This window comes from Oscillospiraceae bacterium MB08-C2-2 (genome assembly GCA_035621215.1).
Classification (GTDB): Bacteria; Bacillota; Clostridia; order Oscillospirales; family Ruminococcaceae; genus WRAV01.
On record CP141729.1, the window covers coordinates 2446586 to 2470028 of the forward strand.

Here is a 23443-nt window from a genome sequence, read left to right on the forward strand (position 1 = left end):
GGTTAAACATACAGAAGAAAAGGGGAAAACTAGACGATCAGGGAGCGGCCGGTCATTTCAGCAGGTTGGGGCAGGCCCAAAAGCTGCAGCATAGTGGGGGCAAGATCGGCAAGACAGCCGCCATCGGTGCGCAGAGTGCAATCACGGCCCACTAAGATCAAGGGGACAGGGTTGGTGGTGTGAGCGGTGAAAGGGGAGCCATCCGGCTCATACATCTGGTCGGCGTTGCCGTGGTCGGCGGTGATGAGAGCTACGCCGCCCATTGCGGTAATCTTGCTGACCACCTGACCCATGCAGTCATCCACGGTTTCCACAGCCTTGACAGCGGCATCAAATACACCGGTATGGCCAACCATATCGCAGTTGGCAAAGTTAAGGATGATCACATCGTAGTTGCCGGTATCCAGTCTCTTGAGAACCTCCTCGGTTACCTCGGGGGCGCTCATTTCCGGCTGGAGGTCATAGGTGGCTACCTTGGGGGAAGGAATCAAAGCCCGATCCTCGCCTTCATAGGGGGCTTCCACGCCGCCGTTGAAGAAGAAGGTCACATGGGCATATTTCTCGGTTTCTGCAATGCGCAGCTGGCGCAGACCCTTTTCGGAGATGTATTTTCCAAAGGTGTTGGCCAAAGACTGGGGATGGAAGGTCACATACACATTGGGCATAGTGGCATCGTATTGGGTCATGCACACATAGTGGAGCTTTAGGTTGTCATCCCGGCGCTTAAAGCCCTCAAAATCAGGATCAACCAAGGTGCGGGTGATTTCACGGGCACGGTCGGGGCGGAAGTTGAAGAAAATAACGCTGTCACCAGCTTGGATATTGCCTTCCCGGTCGCAGACAGTGGGAACGATAAACTCATCGGTAACCGAATCGGCATAGGATTTTTCCATCATAGCCACAGGATCGGTATCAAAGCTGCCTTCGCCGTAAACCATGGCGCTGTAAGCCTTTTCCACACGATCCCAGCGGTTGTCACGGTCCATGGCGTAGTAGCGGCCGATGACCGAAGCAATTTTGCCCACGCCGATTTCCTGCATTTTTTGCTGAAGCTCGGCAATAAAGCCTTTGCCGGAGGTGGGGGGAACATCACGGCCATCCATAAAGCAGTGGACATACACCTTTTCCACACCCTGACGCTTTGCCATTTCCAGCAGAGCATACAGGTGGGAATTGTGGCTGTGAACACCGCCATCCGAAAGAAGGCCAAAGAGGTGCAGGCTCTTTCTGTTCTTGGTGCAGTTTTCCATAGCATCCAGCAGGGCTTTTTGTGTAAAGAAATCGCCATCCTTTATGGATTTGGTGATACGGGTCAGCTCCTGATAGACAATACGGCCTGCACCGATGTTGGTGTGACCCACCTCAGAGTTGCCCATCTGCCCATCGGGAAGGCCCACATCCATGCCGGAAGCACCGATCTGGATATTGGGGGAAGAAGCAAGAAAACGATCCAAGTTGGGCGTTTTAGCCGCCTTGACGGCGTTGCCGTATTCGCTGGGATTAAAGCCGAAGCCATCCATGATAATAAGAGCTAAAGGACTTTTCATGATAGTATGCTCCTTTCGGAAATCAAGATAAAATAACAGTGTGATATGCAGGAAACCACAGGAAAAGAACCTGCAGGACTTCAAACAGATCGGTTTGAAGCCTCCCGCCTAATTCGCTGAAAAAGATAAAAAGCGGAGAAAGGCCGTCAGCCTCCCCCCGCAAAGACGCTTACTTTTCTTTTAGAATAAAGAAAAGGTTGCAAAAGAAAACCAACTCAAGCTTTGCTTTGTGGAATTGGCATCCAACACATTAAAGAGCAATGGGAATTTTATCGGTACTTTTGCCCTAATTGCAAAACAAGCTGACAAAAGGTCCGCCATTGAGCACAAGGGCAAGGATTTTACTGACAAAGCCTCCCCATCGAGTGCGAAGCAAACGGTTTCTTCTCACTTAAGCCTGAGGTAAGAGACGAAGTCTCCCTGCGCTCATGCCGCGCAGACTGGCACAACCTTTCTCTGCAATGAGAAAGGTGGCAAAGAATTGCCAAGGGGGGGTGAATCCTCCCTTGGAACCCGCCCCGGCCCAGATTCAGCAGAGTTGGATGCGTTCAGCTTAGGTCGTGATTGTGACGCACGGGCACCCTTTCTTTTAAGAAAAGAAAGGTAACAAAGAAAAAGGCTTGCCTTAATTGTAAAATAAGCTGACAAAAGGTTCGCCATTGAGCACAAGGGCAAGGATTTTACTGACAAAGCCTCCCCATCGAGTGCGAAGCAAACAGTTCCTTTTCACTTAAGCCCGAAGAAAGAGACGAAGCCTCCCTGCACTCATGCCGCGCAGACTGGCACAACCTTTCTCTGCAATGAGAAAGGTTGCAAAGAATTGCCAAGGGGGGTGAATCCCCCCTTGGAACCCTCCCCTGCCCAGATTCAGCAGAGTTGGATGCGTTCAGCTTAGGTCGTGATTGTGCCGCACGGGCACCCTTTCTTTTAAGAAAAGAAAGGTAACAAAGAAAAAGGCTTGCCTTAATTGTAAAATAAGCTGACAAAAGGTTCGCCATTGAGCACAAGGGCAAGGATTTTACTGACAAAGCCTCCCCATCGAGTGCGAAGCAAACGGTTTCTACTCACTTAAGCCTGAGGTAAGAGACGAAGTCTCCCATCGAGCGCTGAGCAAACAGTTTCTACTCACTTAAGCCTGAGGTAAGAGACGAAGTCTCCTTATTTGCTGGCAGCAGCAACAATAGCGGCAAAATCGGGAGCCTTGAGAGAAGCGCCGCCGATGAGCCCACCGTCTACGTTGACCTTGGAAAGAAGCTCATCCGCATTTCCGGCGTTCATGGAGCCGCCGTACTGAATGGTCAGGCCTTCGGCTGCATCCTGATCGTAGAGCTTGGCAACAACAGAACGGATGTAGGCGCAAACTTCCTCAGCCTGCTCGGAGGTTGCGGTTTTGCCGGTGCCGATAGCCCACACAGGCTCATAGGCAATGATGATGTTTTTCAGCTCATCCTTGGAAACGCCGCCCAAAGCAATCTTGGTCTGGAGACCGCAGATTTCCTCTGTGATGCCCTGCTCTCTTTCGTTGAGCAGCTCGCCAACGCAAAGGATAACCTTGAGGCCTGCATCCAAAGCGGCACGGGTGCGGTCTTTGACAGTCTCGTTGGTTTCGCCAAAGAACTGGCGGCGCTCGGAATGGCCGATTACAACATAGCCGACACCCATTTCCACCAGCATGCCGGCGGAAATCTCGGCAGTAAAAGCACCGGAAGCTGCCCAGTGGCAGTTCTGTGCGCCCACCTGAATGTTGGTGCCCTTGACGGCATCCAGAGCGGTTTCCAGATTGGTGAAGGGAACGCATACGATCACGCCGCAGTCAGCATCCTTAACCAGAGGAGCCAGCTCGTTGATCAGAGCCTTGGCTTCGGGGCGGGTTTTATTCATTTTCCAGTTGCCGGCAATAACTGCCTGTCTTTTCTGCTTGTTCATGGCACTCTCTCCTTTATGTTTACAGGGTTCAAGGTACGGACAGAACAGACGGAGGAGAAACAACGCCCTAAAGAGCAAGGCACGAAAAGCAAACGCTGTCGTGCCTTAACTGCTGGATCAGGCAAGGCCTTCTCCGACTCTGAATTCTAAATTTATGCTTGCTGGAAAGGTCGAAAGAATATTACTTGTTGTTCAGGCAAGCGATACCGGGCAGCTCAAGGCCTTCCAGATATTCCAGAGTGGCGCCGCCGCCGGTGGAAATGTGGGACATTTTATCGGCAAAGCCCAGCTTGGTGACAGCCGCAGTGGAATCGCCGCCGCCGATGATGGAGATGGCGCCGCTTTCGGCTACAGCGCTGGCAATAGCATTGGTGCCTTTAGCAAATTTATCCATTTCAAACACACCCATAGGCCCGTTCCAAATAACGGTGCCGGAGCCTTTAATTGCATCTGCAAACAGCTTTTGGGTTTCAGGGCCGATATCCATGCCCATCCAGCCGACAGGGAAGGCATTGGAGGCAACGGTCTGGGTGTCGGCATTTTCGTCAAAGCGGTCAGCTACAACATCATCCACAGGCAGAAGCAGGTTAACGCCCTTAGTCTTGGCTTTTTCCAGCAGTTCCTTAGCCAGATCCAGCTTGTCATCCTCGCAGATGGAAGTGCCGATTTCAAGACCCTGGGCCTTGAAGAAGGTGTAGCTCATGCCGCCGCCGATGATGAGGGTATCGACTTTTTCAAGCAGGTTGTTGATAACACCGATCTTATCGGAAACCTTAGCGCCGCCCAGAATGGCCACAAAGGGACGCTTGGGGTTTTCCAGAGCGCCGCCGATGAACTGGATTTCTTTCTGGATCAGGTAGCCGCAGACAGCAGGCAGATAATCGGCAACACCGGCAGTGGAAGCATGGGCCCGGTGAGCGGTGCCGAAAGCATCGTTGACAAAGATTTCACCAAAGGAAGCAAGCTCCTTGGCAAAAGCAGGATCGTTTTTGGTTTCTTCCTTATGGAAGCGGACATTTTCAAGCAGGAGAACTTCGCCGTCTTTCAGAGCAGCGGCCTTGGCTCTGGCGTCCTCACCGATTACATCCTTCGCCATAATGACTTCCTGACCCAGCAGTTCAGAAAGGTGGGCCGCACAGGGGGCCAGCGAAAACTCGGCTTTGACCTCACCCTTGGGGCGGCCAAGATGGGAACAGAGAATTACCTTTGCACCCTTCTTTATCAGATACTGGATGGTGGGCAGAGCCGCCACAATCCGCTTATCGTTGGTGATAACGCCGTCCTTTAAAGGGACATTGAAATCGCAGCGCACCAATACCTTTTTGCCGCTGACGTCAATATCCTCGACGGTCTTTTTGCCTAGAGAAGTCATTCAAAATCCACCCTTCATAATAATACAGAATAATATATAGTCAACCAATATTAAAATCCGATCGGATTTTGATCCAGCGGGCTTTTGCCCGCCGGCACGCTATGGCGTGGAATTGACTATGCAGCAAGGTTAACGCCGCCAAAAGGCGGCGTGCGGCATACGCCGCAGCTTGAAAACACTATAGTGTTTTCAAGTTAACCAACTGTGATAGCACAGAAGAAAAAGAAAACACCCGTTTTTTCGCATAAATAGAATTTAAACCACAGATATTGTAAAGCATTGCGGCGCTTTTTTCAAGTCAAATTCTCACAGGATTGATAAAACTTTTGCAAAGAATAAGCCACCACGGATTTCTGTCTGTTTTAAGGCGAAAATGTGCCCATATCCTTTATTTTGTTCTTTTTTTGCCTTTACATACCAAAGCCACAATTTTAGGCCCGGAATTGATGACAATTGAGGCGCCGGCGTTGTAAACCGGGGGAGCCCAGCCGTATTTTTCCATAAAAAGGGCGCTGAGCTGGTCGGCGTATTCATCCACAGAACCCTTTACGATAAAGCAGGGGGCTTTGGAATCGGTGCACTGCTTCTCATAAAGTTCCAGCAGCTTGGGGATAACCTGCTTCTCGCCACGAACCTTTTCGACCACCTTGGTGGTGCCATCAATCATAGAAATAATAGGGCGAAGACCCAGAACATCGCCTACAAAAGCCGCAGCGGCACTAATGCGCCCGGATTTCTTTGCATATTCCAAGGTGTAGGTGGCCAGATAGATTTCCAGTGAATCAAACCATTCCTGCATAAATTCCAAAATTTCTGCGGAGGAACGGCCCTCCTGCGCCATTTTGGCCCCTTCCATCACAGGCCAGCCATAGGCGACGGTGTAGGTTTTGGAATCCAGCACATGCAAAGCGATGGATTCCACGGCCTGGGGGTTTTCCTCAAAAAACATCTGCATACCCATGACTGCCGATTGGTATGTACCCGAGCCGCCTGCATTGATGGTTACACAGATGATGGTTTTATACCCTTCCTGCCACGCCTTATGGAAGGCATCCCGGAAATCAAAAGCAGGAACCCGGCTGGTGGTGGGGATTTCGGTGCTTTGAGAAAGAACGGTATAAAACTCCTGTATCGTAAAGCTTTTTCTTTCAAAATAGCCTTCGCCATCCACTGTGATGGGCACGGCCATCATATCGATGTTATAGCGGGCCAGATCCTCTTCTGGAATATCGCTTGGAGAATCCACAATAAACTTGATTTTTTCCACGTGTGCTATTCCTCCCAGTTAAAATCGCGCAGCTGCCCCGCCGTTTCCAGCTGGGGGAAATCCCACTGGCGCAGAGCTTCAAAGGCGGCGACGGCCACCGTGTTGGAAAGATTCAGGCTCCTTGCATTTCCCAGCATGGGCAGGCGCAGGCACTGCTGGGGATGCTTTGCCAAAAGAGCTTCCGGCAGGCCCGCATCCTCCCGGCCAAAAATCAGGTAACAGTTATCCTCAAAAACCGGGTCGCAATACCGCTGCTTGCCCTTGGTGGTGAAAAAGTAGCAGGGGCCATCTGCCGCCTGCAAAAAAGCATCCAGATTTTCATGGTAATGCAGATCCAGCAGGTGCCAATAATCCAGCCCTGCCCGCTTCAGGTGCTTGTCCGTTACGGTAAAGCCCATGGGTTTGACCAAGTGGAGGCGTGCGCCGGTTACCGCACAGGTGCGGGCAATGTTGCCGGTGTTTTGGGGGATTTGTGGCTCCACCAGCACTAAATTTAGGGTTGGCAACAAAAAGACCTGCCTTTGCAAAAAAATGAGGGCGATCCGGGTTCCAGAGCGCCTTGGAATATAAGCTGTCTTAAAAAAGCTAAGAACGTTCAGCAGACCGGACTTCCCCAGCTTTCTGTGTATAATGTACCACTTTATGCGGCTGTGCGTCAAGTGCCGGGGAAAACCCTATAAAATTCGGGGGAATTTCGGCTTGCTGAAAATGAAGCAAAGACGAATCGAGCCTCTTATAATTAAGGAAAAATCAACTAAATATGAGAAGCTTATCTCACTGAAACTATGGGAAAAAACAAAATGTTCTGAGAACCTCACTTTTCTTGCGCAAAAAGCGGTGGTTTTTAAAATTTACAGCCATAGGTGAAAGGCCTTTTGATTAAGCACGGTGCATAAACAGAAAAAGGAGGCAGACAGTGGAACATACAGTAAAACTGACAGACAAGGAACGGCTGTTTTGTCTTTTTTACCGGCGGCTGGGTAATTCCCGGGAGGCCGCCCTGCAAGCGGGCTATCCCGCTGGGCGAGCGGGGCAAGAAGGTCTGCGGCTGCTGGCAGAGGAGAGAATTGCCTCCTATCTGGAAAGTTTAGGCCGGGAGGAGCAGGCGCTTTTAGGCGAAAAGGCTCTTCGAGGGCTGGAGCGGCTGGCTTTTTCCCCCATCAACGACTCTGTGACTTTGCTGCTGGAGCCAGAACCGGAGGGCATGCGGGTGGATCAGCTGGATTTGTTTATGGTTTCGGAAATCAGGCGGCCCAAAGGAGGCGAGCTTGAGATCAGGTTCTATGACCGGCTCAAGGCGCTGGAGGCCTTGGCGGCTTTAGCGGGTGCCGGGCGAGAAGGTGCGGCGGAAGCCTCCTTCTATACAGCGCTGGAAAAAAGCCTGCCCCAACAGCCTCCCGGAGAGGATGAAGCACATGCATTTTAAACGCTTTTCACCCCGGCAGCTTCAGGTGCTCAACTGGTGGTGCCGGGGGAGCCCCCATCAAAACCGGGAGGGGGTAATCTGCGATGGGGCTGTGCGCAGCGGCAAGACGCTTTGTGAAACGGTTTCTTTCATTGCGTGGGCCTTTTATGCTTTTGAGGGGCAAACCTTTGCGCTGTGCGGCAAAACCATAGCCTCGCTGCGGCGCAACGTAACCGGCCCGGTGCTTCCGGTGCTGGAGCAGCTGGGGTTTCGCTGCCGGGAGCGGGTTTCTCACAATCGGATCGACATTGCCTTTGGCGGGCGGAAAAACCGGTTTTATCTGTTCGGCGGGCGGGACGAAGGCTCGGCGGCACTGATTCAGGGCATTACCTTGGCAGGCGTTTTGCTGGATGAGGTGGCTCTCATGCCCCGCTCCTTTGTGGAGCAGGCTCTGGCCCGGTGCTCGGTGAGCGGTTCCAAGTTCTGGTTCAACTGCAACCCGGAGCACCCCTTCCATTGGTTTTACCGGGAGTGGATTCTGGGCAGTAGAGAGAAAAATATGCTTTACCTCCATTTCACCATGGAGGATAACCCTGCCCTTTCCCCTCAAGTGGCCGCTCGGTACAAAAAGCTGTATACCGGGCCTTTTTACCGCCGGTATGTGCTGGGGGAATGGGTGGCCGCTCAGGGGGCGGTATACCCCATGTTTGATCCGGCCCGTCATGTGGTGAGCTGTGCGCCGCCCTGTGACCGGTACTGCATTTCCTGCGATTATGGGACGGTGAACCCCGCTTCCTTTGGGTTGTGGGGTCATGCCGGGGGAATCTGGTATCGGCTGCGGGAGTATTACCACGACAGCCGGGCAGCTGGGGTGCAGAAAACCGATGAGCAATACTGCGATGCCTTGGAGGAGCTGGCTCGGGGGCTGAAAATCGAACGAGTGGTGGTCGACCCTTCTGCCGCCAGCTTTATACAGGCTCTGCGCCGCCGGGGGAAATTTCGGGTGGTTCCCGCCGAAAATCAGGTGCTGCCCGGTATTGCCCGGGTGGGGGAGGCTTTGCGAGGGGGCAAGCTACTCTTTCATGAAAGCTGCGCCGACTGCATCCGAGAGTTTTCCCTTTACCGCTGGGATACCACATCCGGACAGGATAAGCCGGTTAAGGAGCATGACCATGCCATGGATGACATCCGCTATTTTGTCACCACCTGCATGGAACGTGAGCAAGGCGGCTTTTGCGCCCGGGCGGCACGGCGGAGATCGGATAACCGGGCCTGAGCGGGGCTTTGCCCCGCCCTTAGACTGTAGACGTAACAATCTTGCCTTTTAAAGATAATATGGTTTTGAATCGTAATTTTTCCGAAGTCGAATTGATTTCGACGGAGGAATACCACTTTTTTTGCGCCGGAGCGGCGCAAACCGGGGGGAATATGGGGGGCATTGGATGCCCCCCATAAAGGGTGCAGACTTTTGTCTGCACCCGCAGAGCGGGATTCTCCCGCCCTGCGCTATAGCGCACCCGGTTATTCGGGAAGGGCTATGCTATACCCTAGAATACAACCAGGAGGTGTTAAAAACTTGAAGCTTAAGGAATGGCTCAGGCCGGGAAAGGCGGCTCGTACAGTTCAGACGGTGCGGCGGCAAAGTGGGCCTGTTGAGCTGCTTTCCGGGCAGATTCCCTTTACCGGCCCTGAAACCGCCCTTTACGGAGCCATGCGGGAGGCGGTGCCTATTATCGATGCCGCTATCGAAAAGATCGTGAGGCTGACAGTGGGATTTACAGTGGAATGCGAAAACCCGGCCATGCAGAAAGAGCTGGACTGTTTTTCCCGGGAAATACAGGTGGGGGCGGGCTCCGCTGGGCTGGAGCGGTTTATTGCCGTTTACTTTGACAGCCTGCTTACCTACGGAAACGGCGTGGGGGAAATGCTTCTCCACAAGGATGGCAGTGGAGTGGCGGCTCTTTACAACGCTTCGTTGGAGGCGGTGCGTCTGGAGCGGGGAGAGAATCCGCTGGAGCTGCGTATCTGCACCCAAGGGCAGGATGGCGGCTGGAAGCCTGCCGCTTATCCCCAGCTGATTTTGTATACCCCTCTTAACCCCAAGCCCGGACAGGCCGTGGGATGCTCTCTTCTGCGAAGCCTGCCCTTTGTAACCTCGGTGCTCATGAAGATTTATGGGGCCATCGGCCAGAATTTCAGCCGGGTGGCCAACCTGCGGTATTCGGTGACCTGCAAGCCGGAGGGCTCCCTTGACCGGCTGGGGGCGGCAGAAATTGCCGACAGCCTTGCCCAGCAGTGGAGCGAGGCCATGAGCGCCGGGGAAAACGGGGATATCCGGGATTTCGTGGCTGTGGGGGATGTGGATATTAAGGTTATCGGGGCGGATAACCAGCTGTTGGAATATGAGGTGCCGGTTCGGCAGATGCTGGAACAGATTGTGGCCAAGCTGGGGCTTCCGCCCTTTATGCTGGGTCTGCACTGGTCCACCACTGAGCGCATGAGCACTCAGCAGTCGGATATTCTCACCTCTGAGTTGGAAAGCTACCGGGCTTTGCTGGAGCCGGTGATCCTGAAAATCTGCCGGATGCATCTGCGCCTTGGCGGAAAGGATTGCCCCCTCAGCATCCGATGGAAGGAAATCAATTTGCAGGATGAACTGGAGGCGGCCAATGTACGCTTAGTCAACGCCCAAGCCGCTAAGCTGGAGCGAGAGGAAGGAGCAAAGAATGAAACGGTTTGAAACCCAAAAGGCGCTGGAGCCGATGGAGGTCACCCCGGCGCAGTTGGCAAAGATCAACCGGCTGACCCGACGCCCGCTGACGCAGGAAGAGGTGTTTATCTTCCCGGTGGTGCTGTGCGATAACGAAATTGACCGGGATATGGAGCGGTTTACCCCCCAGTCGCTAAAAAGGTTGGGAGAGTTGTTTGTAGGAAAAACCGGGGTTTTTGACCACGACCCCAAGGCCCACAACCAATCTGCCCGGATTTTTGACACCAGTGTGGAAAAGGGGGAAGGGCTTACCCAAGCAGGAGAGCCTTATGAATACCTGCGGGGGCTGGCCTATATGGTGCGGTGTGAGAAAAACCACGACTTGATTCTGGAAATTGATGCCGGCATCAAGAAGGAGGTCAGTGTGGGCTGTGCGGTGGAAAAGATCACCTGCTCGGTCTGCGGGGCCAACCAAAAAGAAGTCCCCTGCTCCCATCAGAAAGGCAAAACCTACGACGGAGCTTTGTGTGTGCATTTGCTGGAGGAGCCTACCGATGCCTATGAATGGTCCTTTGTGGCGGTGCCGGCTCAGAAAAATGCCGGGGTCACCAAGGGTGCTTATAGCAGTGGGCGGCGGGAGACTCCTCAAGAGCTGGAACAGCTTCTGGAAGAAAGCTTGGCCTGTTTAGAACCGGCAGCTGCCCAGCGGCTGAAAGGGCAGTATGACCGATTGACCCAGCTTGCCCGGGCGGGGGAGGATTCTTTGAGCCGCCTGCGCCGGGAGGTGGTCAAGCTGGCGGGAATCTGCCAGCCTCAGCTGGAGCAGACTGTGCTGGAAACGGTGTGTGCGGGGATGGATTACAGCCAGCTTTGCTCCTTTGAGAAGAGCTTCCGCACCGCCGCCCGGGAGCAGCTGCCGCTGGAGCCTCAGCTGGTGCAAAGAAAGGAGAAGGAGCCCGGCTTAGAAAGCTCTCCTTTTTGTATATAAAGGCGTCGGATTTAGGCCGATAAAAATGGAGGCGCTTGTCCTTGGTGGTAAAAGCCGGACTGCCCGCCTAGGGGGCTAAGTGGTCTCAGAGAAACTGCGACCACGGCCAATGCACGAGCCAGTATTAAGAGTAACCGGCATTGTCTGTCGGCAGTGGGGCTCATTTTTCTTTGGTTTCTTTCTTTTTGTGCCTAAAAAGAAAGAAACTGCCTGTGCGGCAAAAGCACGACCGAAGCCTCTCCGCCCAGACTCTGCCCAATTTTGGCAAGGGAGGGTTCCAAGGGAGGACGCACCTCCCTTGGCAATTCTTTGCATCCTTTCTCATTGAAGAGAAAGGATGTGCCAGTCTGCGCGGCATGAGCGCAGGGAGACTTCGTCTCTTTCTTCGGGCTTAATCAAATGGCAATTTTACTCTTTGCATACGATCATAAGCACTTACACCATTAAACAACGGAGGGTACAAACATGGCAAATTACGAAAATGTAAAAATTGACAAAGGCTTTTACAAAAGTGCAGGCGGCTTTAGCGCTCAGTTGGAGCGGCTCGATCCCACCAGCCAGTATGCCGGAACCCAGCTGGAAGGGCTGGATGCCTTTCAGCGCCAGCTTAAGCGGTTTGATATCAAGGTCAGCGGCCCGGCCAGTGACATTGTAGCCAAGTTTTTCTCCACTGGCGATAGTGCGGCCCTGTTCCCCGAATATGTGGCCCGGGCCGTTGGGCAGGGTGCCAGAGAAAACAGCATTCTTGAGCAGATTATTGCCGCCCGCACCGACATCAACGCTTTGGATTACCGCTCTATCCTGACCAAGTGTGCCGTTTCGGGAACCCAGCCAGTGGCTGAGGGCGCAGAGCTTCCGGAATCGGTGATCTCCCTCAAAGAAGATTTGGTGCGGCTTTCCAAGTATGGTTGCTTGCTTTCCGCCTCCTACGAGGCCATTAAATTCCAGCGCATTGATCTCTTTAGCGTGGCTTTGAGCCAGTCCGGCGATCAGATGGTGCGCAGTCAGCTTGCCAAGGCCATTAAAACCCTGCTGGATGGCGATGGTCATTCCGATGCCGCCGCTGTTACCCAGACAGCCGCAGCGGGAATCCTTACCTATCAGGATTTAATCAGACTTTGGGCGAAATACGAAAACTTTGAGCTGAATACTCTGCTGGCTTCCCCCGATATGGTGGTGAAAATGCTGGGGATTCCCGAGTTCCAGAACCCGCAGACCGGCCTGAACTTCCAAGGCACCGGCACCTTGAGCACACCGCTGGGGGCAAGGCTGATCAAATGCAGTGCAGTGCCCGCCGGTACCGTCATCGGGCTGGATAAGCGCTATGCCTTGGAAATGGTCTGCGCCGGGGGCGTTACGGTGGAACACGATAAGCTGATCAACACCCAGCTGGAGCGGGCGGCCATTACCTCCATTGTGGGCTTCTCCAAGATTTTTCCCGAGGCTGTGCAGGCGCTCAAGCTCAAATCTTAGAATACATTGGGCAGAGCCGGGGGAAGAACCCTTTCCCCGGCTCTTTTGACCCATTCAGGAGGTGAAAAGAATGCTGGATATCCAGCGGATTGAAGAAATTTTTTGCAGCTTTCCGGCATGACCCGGGAGGAAGGTGCCGCGTGGCTTTACCTTTGCGCCGGGGCAAAGGCGGCCATTACCAGACGCATTCGCCCCCAGACAGACACAGCGGCCTGCTTAGAGGGGCTTTTGCTGGCGGCGGGTGCTATGGCCTTTCGGGATTATACTCTGATGAAAGGCTCCGATACCCAAGGGGTGCAGGAGGCCCGGGTGGGGGATGTTACCGTCAAGCTTTCCGGGGAAAGTGCGGCGGAGGAGGCCCGGCGGCTGGCACAGCATTTTCTGGAACAGGTTGCCTATTGTCTGGTTCCCGAAAGCATTGCCTTCCGCCTGACCGGTGGGGCGGAACAGGAGGAAACCCATGCTTGAAAAAATCAAAGCCGCCTTGGGGCTGACCGGCGCCCTTTGCATCCTACAGCGGGGCAGCCAGCGGCAGACCTTTACCGCCAGCGTACAGACAAACACGGGCAGGCAGGAGAAATACACCCTCATTGGCCGCAGAAGTGGGGAATACCGTCTTTATACCGCCGACCCGGTGGGTCTGGGGCTTCTTCCCCGGGATGTGATTTTTTATAAGGAGCGGGAATACGCAGTGACTCATATCAAGCGTATGCAAGCCTTTGGTAAAACCGCCTTTCTGACAGCCGAGCTGGAAAGCTGGGTGGAGGATACGCCATGATAGACGGTGTTGTGGAAATGAAAACCAGCCTCTTTAACTGGCTGGATAGTTCTTCAATGGGGCGCAGTGTGCTTTTTGTTATGGAGTATCCAAGCTATTCCATGGCGGGGCCTCAAAAGGAATCGCAGATTGTGATTTCAGTGGAGCGGCTGGAGGTTCTCCCCGGCGGGCTGGGCGGCTATGCGGCGGCGAATAGCACCGGCCAGCCCATTACCGGTAAGACTGTTCGGGGAACGCTGATTCTGGAGATTTTTGCAGCGCCCCGCCACTCAGGGAACCGGTGCTCCTTTTATTTTGATGAGCTGCGCAGCGTGCTTCTTCTGCCGGAATGCCCGGTTGCGGTCAGAAGCATCACAGCGGGAAAAATCTTTTTTGACCCGGAGGCAGGAGCCAACCGCCTGCCTGTGCGGGTGCAGGTGGAATTTGGATGGGCACAGGGATAATGGGGTGCCAAGAAAAGAAAGGGGGATAGCCTGTGGGCTATCGGGTATCGGGCGAGGAAATTACCCTGCGGGCCGGGGGCCTTGTGATGGCCGCCGTTCAAAGCTACAGCTGCAAAATCAGCCGGGAGCCGATGATTGTCTGGGCATACGGGGAGGAACAGCCTGCTAAAATCGGCTGTGGCCCCAAGACTTACACACTGGAACTGCATCGGCTGCGGCTGAACCCCGGTTTTAGTGATGGTGTGGATTTTAGCGGTCTTTCGGATTTTCAGGTGGAAGTCAGGCGTCCGGGAAAAACCCTCTTGTATGAGGGCTGCTGCTGGAAGGAGCTGACCGAAACGGCTGGGCTGGAGGGAGGCTTGGCCGAAAAGATCGTGGTGCTGGCCGCCTCCTGCCGGGAAATGGCCGTTTAAGAGATTGGAGGGGAACAAGGATGCAGGATCTATTGGAACAGTACTCCTTACAGGAACTGCCTTTTGAAGAGGAGGCGCTGGTGGAGCGGCTGAGCCGCCAGCTGGATTTTCTGGCAAGGCGGCTCCCCACCGACTTTGAAGGGGAGGACTGAGGATGGAAAAAATGAAGCTGGGGGATTTTGAATTCCCCCACAACCCCGAATCCATTCTGTTGCAGGAGGGGGAGCAGCTGGCGGTGCACTTTCTGCCGGGTGTGGGTGAGCAAGTGCAGTGGATGGGGCATAAGGCCCGGAAAATCACCTGTAAGGGCCGAATGTGCGGCACAAGCGCCCAGCAGACCCAAACTCTGCTGGAAAGCCTTCGCCAGCAGTGCCGCAAGGGGCTGTTTACCCTGCGGCTGCCGGGTATGGGAACGGTGAATGCCTATGCCGCCCAACTGGAAATACAGGCGGAGGGGGATGGTAAAATCATCCCCTACACGTTGGTTTTGGTGGAGGGATAAACCATGGCGGACATTCGAGTAACCAGAACCCTGTGGGATTTTCAGGAGACAGCCGAGCTGGAGGGCTTTGTTTCTGCCGAGCTGCTCCGGGGGCTGGATAGCCCCGCCGCCAGCCTGCGCCTTGTTTTATCCTGCAAGGAAATGCCGGAGGAGCTTTCGGAGGTGTGGCTGTATGATGGGCAGGAGGAGCTGTTTGCCGGAAAGGTGGATACCCAGCGCTTTGTTTATGGAAAGAGCGGGGCTTTTCTGGAGCTGGAGGCCCGTTCCCGGGAGGCGGTTCTGCTGGATAATCAGGCAAAGCCCGGGGAGCTTTCTTCCCCCACGCTGCTGACCCTTTCCCAACGGTGCGCCCAGCCCTATGGCTTTACCCTCCTGCGTACAGGGGGCAACGGCAGGCTGAATTTTTACAACATTCCCCGGGGCATCAGCGAGTGGGAGGCCATGGCCGGTTATGCCCAGCTGGCCTTTCAGGAAAGCCTTTATATGCAGGGCGGCACCATTGTGGTGGGCAATCCCCCGGGGCAGGAGACCATCACCCTTTCCAATTCCCGGGCCACTGGGCAGCGTTTTATCAGCCTGACCCGGGAAAACCGCAACAGCAAAATAATTTCGGAGGTTTATCTGCGGGATAACAGCGGTGCCTATTCCACCCGGGTGATCAACTACGATAACCCGGGCGGCCTTGCAGACCGCAAGCGCTATATGGTGCCCCTCACCGATTATTCCATGAGCCCCCGGTGGGAGGGGCAGGAAAAAATCCGCCGGGCCATGCTGGAAAAGGAAACAGTCCGGGCGGTGCTGCCCGGCTATGTGCAGGCGGCTCCGGGGGATGCGGTCCGGGTGCGGGATAGCGTTGTGGTGCTGGAAAATTTGCAGGTCTATCAGGTAACCCACCGCTTTGGCAAGGAGGGCGCCACAACTGTTTTGAACCTGATCAGCAGCCTTTACAGCTAAGTAAGAAGTCGTCAAAGGAGGAACCATACAATGAAGCTTTATGGCAAAACCGCCAAAACCACAGAGGCCCCGCTGGTGGGTCATATGCTGAGCAGTACCACGCCGGTGGGGGTTTCTTCTTATGCCCATGCCCGCATGTTTGCGCCGGCCGGCATTGATTACCTCCCCAAAAGCAGCGATAAAATGCTGATTCTGCCGGTGGATGGGGTGAATCTTTGCTTGGGTGCGCCCTGTGATACCACCGGGCTTGCGGAAGGTGAGCTGCGCCTGAGGGCCAAGAGCGGTGCGTATATCCACCTGAAAAGCAACGGTGAGGTGGTCATCAACGGTCTGCGAATCAGCGCACAGGGCAAGATTCTTTAAGCAATAGGCTTTGAGCCTTGCGAAGAACAGGAAATTTTCCCCAAGTGGGGAAGGTGCCCTGTTCTTTTTTTATGCCGCCGGCATTAGATCTGCCGGGGCCTATCCATTGACAAAACCCAGCCAAAATAGTATGATGTAGAGACATATGGAATGTCAGCAAAGGCCTCTGTCATTCGGCTTCGGAGAGCGCTTTTCCCTGTGCCGGAGGCAGTCGAAAAGGAACGATTTATGAACAGTATGACCGGATACGGAAGAGCCCAGCTTATAAAGAATGGCCGGGAGCTGCTGGTGGAAGTTAAATCGGTGAACCACCGCTTTTTTGAATACAGCCCCCGCATTCCCAGAAGCTACGGCTATTTGGAGGAAAAGCTCAAGGGCCTTGTTCGCCAGAGTGTTTCCAGAGGTAAGGTGGATGTGAGCGTTTCCATCTCGCTGGTGGAAGGCTCGGGAACGGATGTTGAGATTGACCGTGAGCTGGCCGGCTCCTATGTAAGCGCCCTGCGCAAGGTGGGCGAAGAACTGGGGCTTCGGGACGATCTTTCCCTGAGTGCCGTTGCCCGTTTCCACGATATTTTCCTCATCAAAAAAGCCCCCGAAAACGAAGGCGAGATTTGGGCGGCGGTGGAGGAAGCTGGCTTGGCGGCCTTGGCCGCCTACAATGCCATGCGGGCTCTGGAGGGCGAAAAGCTGGGGCAGGATATCACCCAGCGGCTGGATACCATTGAGGAATATGTGGCCCAGGTGGAACAGCGCAGCCCCCAGACCCTTGAGGAATACCGTAGCCGCCTGTATGCCAAAATGGCCGAGGTTCTGGCCGATGCCCGGGTTGAGGAAAGCCGCATTTTGCAGGAGGCCGCTGTTTTTGCCGAGAAAATAGCAGTGGCGGAAGAAACAGTCCGCCTGCGCAGCCATCTTGGCCAAATGCGGGAAATGCTGGATTCCAAAGAGCCTATCGGCCGCAAACTGGATTTTGTGGTTCAAGAAATGAACCGGGAGGCCAACACCATCGGCTCCAAGGCACAGGATATTTCCGTTGCCAAATGGGTGGTGGAAATTAAATCCGAAATCGAGAAAATCCGAGAGCAAATCCAAAATATTGAATAGCGGGTGCTGACAAAGGTCTGCCTCGCTGTGGGAGGGTATCCAATACCCCCACACAAGCCCCCCGGATTGCGCTTCTTAGGCGCAAAAAAAGAGGAATTCATGGGTCGAAATCAATTCGAGTGGGTCAGAATTCCCAACTGAGACCACAAGGCCTTTCATTTAGCAACAAATATGTTACAGTCTGATTGAATAGTCTCACCGGGACATCTTTAAAATACCGTAAGGGCTAGGAGGATTATCCTTGAAACTTATTAACATTGGCTTTGGCAATATGGTATCGGCTAACCGGCTGATTGCCATAGTCAGTCCCGAATCGGCCCCCATTAAAAGAATTATTCAGGAGGCTCGGGATAAGGGTGCACTGATTGACGCAACCTATGGCAGACGCACCCGGGCGGTGATCATCACCGATTCCGATCATGTGATTCTTTCAGCGGTTCAGCCGGAAACGGTGGCCAACCGCATTATTGATGACGATGACGAGGAGGTAGAGGATGATTGATCCCGGCCTGCTTATCGTGCTTTCCGGCCCCTCCGGCGTGGGCAAGGATGCCCTCTTAGGCGAATTTCTGGAGGATAACCCGGATTGTGCCCTTTCGGTTTCCGCCACCACCCGGCCGCCCCGAGCCACTGAGGTGAACGGGCGTGAATACCACTTTGTCTCCCGGGAAGAATTTAAAGGGATGATTGAGGCCGGCCAAATGCTGGAATGGGCCGAATATTCCGGGAATTTTTATGGCACCCCCCGGCATACAGTGGAACAGGAGCTGGCCCGGGGCAAAAGCGTCATCCTGAAAATAGAGGTGCAGGGAGCCTTGCAGATCAAAAAGGATTTCCCCGATGCTCTGTTTGTTTTTCTGGCACCTCCCTCCATGGAGGTGCTGGTTCAGCGCCTGACCAACCGCAAAACCGAGGATGAAGAAATGCTCAAGAAGCGCCTTCAAACCGCCACCTTTGAGCTTGCGCAGCTGGGCTCCTATGACTATGTTATTGTCAATGAAAATCTCTGCGAGGCAGCTGCGGATTTAACCGCTGTGGTGCGGGCGGCAAAATGCACCCTTTCCTACAAAAAGCCAATTATCGATCAATTACTGAAAGAGGTAATCACCCATGCTTAGACCCTCCATGAACCAAATTATCAGTGTAAACGACAGCTATTATGAATTTGTTGTGGCAGTGGCCCAAAGGGCGAGGGATATTGCGGATCAATCCGAAAACGAAGGAATCTACCTTGTTGAAAAGCCGGTAAAGCTGGCTGTGGAGGAATTTGCAGCGGGCAAGATTAAGGTCAGCGATATGATCTAAGCAGTTATGCCGTCTGGGGGGCTTTTCCGGGTGAGTGTTCACAGCGGCAGGCCCCTTTTTGCTCCTAAAAAACAGTCTGTATCATCGGTGGCCGCAACACGGCCGCTGGTCAGCAGCTTTTTCACACCCATTTTTCGGGAGGCAAGCCTTGTATAAAATCGCCGCAGTGGCCATTGAAAACACCGCCTATCACTTTGATAAGGCCTACAGCTACCTGATTCCCGAGCCCCTCCCGGTGCAGCCGGGCTGCCGGGTTCGGGTTCCTTTTGGCCGGGGCAACCGGGTCTGCACCGGGGTGGTTCTGGCGGTGGAGGAAGCCCCCGATCGGGGACGCCTCAAGCCGGTGGCGGAACTGATTGATGAAAAGCCCCTGCTTTCTGCGGAAATGCTGGGGCTGGTGCATTATCTGCGGGAAACCACTTTTTGCACCTATTTTGATGCGGTTCGCCTGTTGATTCCCTCCGGCGTTGCCGTGGCGCTTCACAACCTTTACCGGCTGGGGGAGCCGCCCCCGAGGCAGTGGAGCCCCGCCCAAACCGCCGCACTTGCTTATCTGGCGGCGAAAACCGCCGGAATTACCCAAGAAACCTTTTTGGCGGCTGCCGGGCTGGCGGTGGATTCCCCCGAGCTGATTGAGCTTCTGGAAACCGGCGCAGTGGTCAGGGAGCAGCTTCTCAAGCAGAAAATACAGGATGAAAAGGTCTGTATGGTTCGACTCACCCAAAAAGAGGATGATCCCCCTTCCTTTACCAAAAAGCAGCAGGCTGTGCTGGATTTTCTGGAAGAAAACGAAACCGCCTCCCTCAAGGAGATCTGCTACTACACCGGGGTGACCCGGGTGGTGCCGGATAAGCTCCAAAAGCTGGGGGCCGTGGAATATTACTGGCGGGAAACCTTCCGCAACCCTTATGAGGCGGCCGCCGCCACCGAGCAGGCTGTGCTGCTTTCCCCCTCCCAGCAAGCCGCCTATGAGGAGCTTAGTGCCCTTTGCCAGAAAGGGGATGCGGTTACCGCTCTTCTTTATGGTGTCACCGGCAGCGGCAAGACACAGGTTTTTCTGCATTTGTGTGAGCATGTTCTGGCACAGGGGCGCACCGTGGTGATTATGGTGCCGGAAATTTCGCTGACAGCGCAGGTGATTGATAGCTTCCACCGGCGCTTTGGCGCAAGGGTGGCGGTTCTGCACAGCGGCCTTTCTCTTGGGGAGCGCATGGATGAATGGAAGCGCCTCCAGCAGGGAGAAGCCCAGATTGCCGTGGGAACCCGTTCGGCGGTCTTTGCGCCGCTGGATAAAATCGGCCTCATGGTGATCGATGAAGAGCAGGAGCACACCTATAAATCCGACCGAAGCCCCCGCTTTCACGCAAGAGATGTGGCGCTGGTGCGCTGCCGCCACCACAAAGCCATGCTGCTGCTTTCTTCCGCTACCCCTTCGGTGGAAAGCTATTATAAAGCCCGCAAGGGGGATTATCATTTGGTAACACTGGAGGGCCGCTTCCATCAGGAGCGCCTTCCTGATGTATACATTGTAGATATGGGAGATTCCCAGAATCTCACCGGTTCCCCCTCCATCAGCGGTGTGCTGGCGGAGGAGCTGCAATACAATCTGCAAAGGGGCGAGCAGTCCATTCTGCTGCTCAACCGCCGGGGGTATTCCACGGTGATCAAATGCTCCTCCTGCGGCAAGGCGGCCGAATGCCCCAACTGCTCGGTTTCCCTCACCTACCACACGGCCAACCAAAAGCTGCTGTGCCACTACTGTGGTTATTCTCAACCTCGGGAGGCGGCTTGCTCCCATTGCGGCAGTGAGCTGGTGCGGTTTTCCGGCGTAGGAACCCAACGGCTGGAGGAAGAAGTGGCCGCCCTTTGCCCCAACGCCCGGATTCTGCGCATCGATGTGGATACCACCATGCAGCGGTTTTCCCACGAGAAGCTTTTCGGTGCTTTTGCCGCCGGGGAGTATGATATCATGATCGGCACCCAGATGGTTGCCAAGGGGCTCAACTTCCCCCGGGTGACGCTGGTGGGGGTAGTTTCTGCTGATCAATCCCTTTTTTCCGGGGATTTCCGCAGCTTTGAGCGCTCCTTCAGCCTGCTTACCCAAGTGGTGGGCCGCTGCGGCCGGGGAGAGCTGCCCGGCCGGGCCTTTATCCAGACTTTTACCCCGGATAACCGCATCATCGAGCTGGCCGCCATACAGGATTACCGCAGCTTTTTTGAGGAGGAAATCCTCAGCCGACGAATTCACCTTTACCCGCCATTCTGCCAACTGGCAGGCATCGGCTTTGTGGGCCGGGAGCTGGACCAGGTAATGCATTGGTCCCGCCGCTTTTTGGAGAAGTTCACGCAGGTTGCCGGTGCGGATTACCCGGGCCTTCCGGTGCGGGTGCTGGGCCCCGCCCCCTGTGATACCTTGAAGATAGCGGGCAAATACCGCTATAAGCTGGTGGTGAAATGCGCCGCCAACCGTGCTACAAGACAGCTTTTGAGCGGATTGCAGGAATGGTTCGGAAAAGAGAGCAAAACAGTGAGCATATTCATAGATATGTATTACGATAAAATGTAACGCCGGTTCTTATAGCCGGCCTGTGACCCGAATGGGAGGAATAGAAGATGGCTTTGCGCAACATAGTGAAGGACGGAGACCCCATTCTCCGCAAAAAGAGCCGTGAGGTAACAGTTTTTGATAAACGTCTCCATAGCCTTTTGCAGGATATGGCGGAAACGCTGCACATGGCCGATGGTGTGGGCCTTGCCGCTGTTCAGGTGGGCATGCTCCGCCGGGTGGTGGTAATCGATGTGGGGCAGGGGATTATTGAGCTGGTGAATCCCGTGATTCTGGAGGCCTCGGAGGAAAAGGTTTTGGATCACGAGGGGTGCCTTTCCTTCCCCCAGCAGTATGGCATGGTGGAGCGCCCCAAGAGGGTGAAGGTTCAGGCCCAGAATCGCTCCGGTGATCTTTTCACCATGGAAGGCGAGGACCTGCTGGCCAGAGCCTTCTGCCATGAAATCGACCACTTGGATGGCATTGTTTTTAAGGATCATATCAAAAATAACCAGCCTCAGCGTGTCAGGCCTCACCGGGTGGAGCCCGGCAACGGGGCACAAGGGCGGGGAAGAAGCACCGGAACCAGCCGGTAATTTTTCGGTTGCCCGCAACGCTCTAAATTGGACTTAAAAAGGAGTATATTGCCAATGGGTCTGCGAATTGTTTTTATGGGAACACCGGATTTTGCCGCCACCTGTCTGGCACGTCTGCTGGAGGAGGGCCGGGAGGTTGTTGGGGTTTTTTCCCAGCCGGACCGGCCCAAGGGGCGGGGGCATAAGCTGGCACCTCCCCCGGTCAAGGAGCTGGCCCTTGCGCATGAAATCCCGGTTTACCAGCCCACCGCCCTGCGGGATGGCAAAGCCTTGGAGCTATTAAAGGAGCTCGCCCCCGATGTCATTGCAGTGGTGGCCTATGGGCGGATTCTGCCGGGGGATATATTGGAGCTTCCACCCTTGGGCTGTGTCAATGTTCACGCTTCTCTGCTGCCCCGGTGGCGGGGGGCCGCTCCCATTCAGTGGAGCATACTGGCAGGGGATGAAAAAACCGGTGTGGCCACCATGGCCATGGATGCGGGGATGGATACAGGGGATATCCTCCTGACCGAAGAAACCCCCATTGACCCTGAGGAAACCGCCGGTGAGCTGTTTGAGCGCCTTGCTCCCATAGGAGCCGCTCTGCTTAGCCAAACGCTGGACAAGCTGGAGGCCGGGAACTGCCCTCGCTTTCCACAGCCTCAGGAAGGCATCACCTATGCCTCCATGCTGCAAAAGGAAATGGGGGAGCTGGATTTTTCAAAGCCCGCCCGTGAGCTGCACAATCAGATCAGAGGGCTGAACCCTTCTCCCGGCGCTTTTGTACGCTCCGGCGATAAGGTGCTCAAGGTGCTGCGTTCGGCTGTTTTGCCCCAGCAAAGCGGCAAGCCCGGAACTTTGCTGGATAAGCGCCGCTTGGTAATTGCCTGCGGGGAGGGAGCCTTGGAGCTTCTCACGGTTTGCCCGCCCGGCAAGCCACCCATGGATGGCTCCGCCTTTCTCAATGGCAGCGGCCTTACTTTCTTTTTGGAAAAAAGAAAGTAAGGCGTTGCCTCTCTCGTCGGGTTTCACTTGCTGCAAATTTTTAGCACTGTACCCGATGGCGAAAGCCTTTGGGGAAAAGAAAGTAAGCAAAGAAAAACAAGCAAAGAAAAACAAGCAAAGAAAAACAAGCAAAGAAAAACAAGCTTACAGTGTTTGATAAGAGTACATTTCCAGTGATTTCACAAAATGGAGGATAACCCATTATGGTATATCTTGTGCGTCAAGGCCAAACGGATTGGAACCGGTTAAAAAAGTTTAACGGCACCACAGAAACCCAGTTGAATGAAACGGGAGTGACCCAGGCGCAGCAGCAGGCCAAAGCGTTGGAAGCCGTTTCTTTTGATGTGTGCTTTTGCAGCCCCCAGCAAAGAACCCGCCAGACTTGTGAAATTATTTATAAGGGCAATATCGTTTTTGATCAAAGGCTTTCTGAAATAGATTGCGGTGAATTTGAGGGTACAGAAGAAACGCCCGAATCGATGAAGCTGTTTTGGCAAGCTGTTATGACCGGCGATAAGGGCACAGAAAGCTTTAAGTCTTTTATGGATCGCAACTGTGATGTCTGCGACTTTATTGCGCAGGAATACAGTGGGCAAAACATTTTGATTGTTACCCACGCCGCCAACGCACGGGTAATAAACTATTATTTCAGCGGCAAGCCCAAGGATTATGATTTTAGCAAAGCGGTTGCCCAAGATGGCGAAATTATAACATTTGATCTTCTTGATGAAAGCAAATAAGCAAAGAAAAATGAGTTGGAAGTTCTCG

Annotated in this window: 26 protein-coding genes and 1 pseudogene; 22 read left to right on the plus strand and 5 right to left on the minus strand. The window is 54.3% G+C overall.

The annotated features are described in order from the left end of the window. Nucleotides 1-29: 29 nt before the first annotated feature. From gpmI to U6B65_10980, 5 genes are all read right to left on the minus strand, one after another. The gene (gene gpmI, locus U6B65_10960) at nt 30-1547 is read right to left on the minus strand and encodes a 2,3-bisphosphoglycerate-independent phosphoglycerate mutase (GenBank protein ID WRS26845.1); all 1518 of its coding nucleotides are present in this window, start codon (nt 1545-1547) and stop codon (nt 30-32) included. Nucleotides 1548-2705: 1158 nt separating this feature from the next. Further along, nucleotides 2706-3473: a triose-phosphate isomerase gene (gene tpiA / locus U6B65_10965; GenBank protein ID WRS26846.1), complete on the minus strand. Its 768-nt coding sequence runs from the start codon at nt 3471-3473 to the stop codon at nt 2706-2708. Nucleotides 3474-3654: 181 nt separating this feature from the next. Further along, a complete protein-coding gene (locus U6B65_10970; GenBank protein ID WRS26847.1) occupies nt 3655-4845 on the minus strand; it encodes a phosphoglycerate kinase in 1191 nt (396 codons plus the stop codon). Nucleotides 4846-5233: 388 nt separating this feature from the next. After that, nucleotides 5234-6112, minus strand: a complete 879-nt coding sequence (locus U6B65_10975) for a DegV family protein (GenBank protein WRS26848.1) — start codon at nt 6110-6112, stop codon at nt 5234-5236. Between the two features lie 5 nt (nt 6113-6117). After that, nucleotides 6118-6618: a tRNA (cytidine(34)-2'-O)-methyltransferase gene (locus U6B65_10980; GenBank protein ID WRS26849.1), complete on the minus strand. Its 501-nt coding sequence runs from the start codon at nt 6616-6618 to the stop codon at nt 6118-6120. A 410-nt stretch (nt 6619-7028) separates the two neighbouring features. Between U6B65_10980 and U6B65_10985 the strand changes: the two genes are divergently transcribed. The 22 genes and pseudogenes from U6B65_10985 to U6B65_11090 all read left to right on the plus strand — a co-directional run bounded on the left by U6B65_10985 (nt 7029) and on the right by U6B65_11090 (nt 23415). Then, nucleotides 7029-7538 (plus strand): terminase small subunit, encoded by a 510-nt coding sequence (locus U6B65_10985; protein WRS26850.1) that lies wholly within the window; start codon nt 7029-7031, stop codon nt 7536-7538. Then, nucleotides 7528-8793, plus strand: coding sequence for a PBSX family phage terminase large subunit (locus U6B65_10990; GenBank protein WRS26851.1), 1266 nt, complete (start codon nt 7528-7530; stop codon nt 8791-8793). The genes U6B65_10985 and U6B65_10990 overlap by 11 nt, the downstream gene beginning before the upstream one ends. A 300-nt stretch (nt 8794-9093) precedes the next feature. Further along, nucleotides 9094-10257, plus strand: a complete 1164-nt coding sequence (locus U6B65_10995) for a serine/threonine protein phosphatase (GenBank protein WRS26852.1) — start codon at nt 9094-9096, stop codon at nt 10255-10257. Continuing rightward, nucleotides 10244-11215, plus strand: coding sequence for a hypothetical protein (locus U6B65_11000; protein ID WRS26853.1), 972 nt, complete (start codon nt 10244-10246; stop codon nt 11213-11215). The genes U6B65_10995 and U6B65_11000 overlap by 14 nt, the downstream gene beginning before the upstream one ends. Nucleotides 11216-11680: 465 nt before the next feature. Then, nucleotides 11681-12688 (plus strand): phage major capsid protein, encoded by a 1008-nt coding sequence (locus tag U6B65_11005; protein ID WRS26854.1) that lies wholly within the window; start codon nt 11681-11683, stop codon nt 12686-12688. A gap of 102 nt (nt 12689-12790) precedes the next feature. Beyond that, nucleotides 12791-13156: a hypothetical protein gene (locus U6B65_11010; GenBank protein ID WRS26855.1), complete on the plus strand. Its 366-nt coding sequence runs from the start codon at nt 12791-12793 to the stop codon at nt 13154-13156. Beyond that, nucleotides 13149-13466: a hypothetical protein gene (locus tag U6B65_11015; GenBank protein WRS26856.1), complete on the plus strand. Its 318-nt coding sequence runs from the start codon at nt 13149-13151 to the stop codon at nt 13464-13466. The genes U6B65_11010 and U6B65_11015 overlap by 8 nt, the downstream gene beginning before the upstream one ends. Beyond that, complete coding sequence (locus U6B65_11020; GenBank protein WRS26857.1) at nt 13463-13909, plus strand: hypothetical protein; 447 nt, start codon at nt 13463-13465, stop codon at nt 13907-13909. The genes U6B65_11015 and U6B65_11020 overlap by 4 nt, the downstream gene beginning before the upstream one ends. A 32-nt stretch (nt 13910-13941) precedes the next feature. Then, nucleotides 13942-14322 (plus strand): hypothetical protein, encoded by a 381-nt coding sequence (locus tag U6B65_11025; GenBank protein WRS26858.1) that lies wholly within the window; start codon nt 13942-13944, stop codon nt 14320-14322. A 20-nt stretch (nt 14323-14342) separates the two neighbouring features. Further along, complete coding sequence (locus tag U6B65_11030; protein WRS26859.1) at nt 14343-14474, plus strand: hypothetical protein; 132 nt, start codon at nt 14343-14345, stop codon at nt 14472-14474. A gap of 2 nt (nt 14475-14476) precedes the next feature. After that, the gene (locus U6B65_11035) at nt 14477-14824 is read left to right on the plus strand and encodes a hypothetical protein (protein ID WRS26860.1); all 348 of its coding nucleotides are present in this window, start codon (nt 14477-14479) and stop codon (nt 14822-14824) included. A gap of 3 nt (nt 14825-14827) precedes the next feature. Next, on the plus strand, nt 14828-15778 hold the full coding sequence (locus tag U6B65_11040; GenBank protein ID WRS26861.1) for a hypothetical protein: 951 nt from the start codon (nt 14828-14830) through the stop codon (nt 15776-15778). A 30-nt stretch (nt 15779-15808) separates the two neighbouring features. After that, complete coding sequence (locus U6B65_11045; GenBank protein ID WRS26862.1) at nt 15809-16141, plus strand: hypothetical protein; 333 nt, start codon at nt 15809-15811, stop codon at nt 16139-16141. 150 nt (nt 16142-16291) lie between these two features. Then, entirely contained in the window at nt 16292-17245 is a 954-nt protein-coding gene (locus tag U6B65_11050; protein WRS26863.1) for a YicC/YloC family endoribonuclease, read from the plus strand. Nucleotides 17246-17516: 271 nt separating this feature from the next. Next, entirely contained in the window at nt 17517-17747 is a 231-nt protein-coding gene (locus U6B65_11055) for a DUF370 domain-containing protein (GenBank protein ID WRS28944.1), read from the plus strand. Next, entirely contained in the window at nt 17740-18363 is a 624-nt protein-coding gene (gmk, locus tag U6B65_11060) for a guanylate kinase (GenBank protein WRS26864.1), read from the plus strand. The genes U6B65_11055 and gmk overlap by 8 nt, the downstream gene beginning before the upstream one ends. Further along, a complete protein-coding gene (gene rpoZ, locus U6B65_11065) occupies nt 18356-18550 on the plus strand; it encodes a DNA-directed RNA polymerase subunit omega (protein ID WRS26865.1) in 195 nt (64 codons plus the stop codon). The genes gmk and rpoZ overlap by 8 nt, the downstream gene beginning before the upstream one ends. A gap of 30 nt (nt 18551-18580) precedes the next feature. Then, a complete protein-coding gene (locus tag U6B65_11070) occupies nt 18581-18706 on the plus strand; it encodes a hypothetical protein (GenBank protein WRS26866.1) in 126 nt (41 codons plus the stop codon). After that, entirely contained in the window at nt 18699-21116 is a 2418-nt protein-coding gene (gene priA / locus U6B65_11075) for a primosomal protein N' (GenBank protein ID WRS26867.1), read from the plus strand. Before U6B65_11070 ends, priA begins: the two co-directional genes overlap by 8 nt. 47 nt (nt 21117-21163) lie before the next feature. Beyond that, a pseudogene (gene def / locus U6B65_11080) lies at nt 21164-21607 on the plus strand (peptide deformylase). A gap of 138 nt (nt 21608-21745) precedes the next feature. Continuing rightward, nucleotides 21746-22675 carry a methionyl-tRNA formyltransferase gene (fmt, locus tag U6B65_11085; protein ID WRS26868.1) on the plus strand — a complete coding sequence of 310 codons (930 nt, stop codon included), beginning with the start codon at nt 21746-21748 and terminating at the stop codon, nt 22673-22675. A gap of 203 nt (nt 22676-22878) precedes the next feature. After that, a complete protein-coding gene (locus tag U6B65_11090; protein ID WRS26869.1) occupies nt 22879-23415 on the plus strand; it encodes a histidine phosphatase family protein in 537 nt (178 codons plus the stop codon). The last annotated feature ends 28 nt before the right edge of the window (nt 23416-23443 follow it).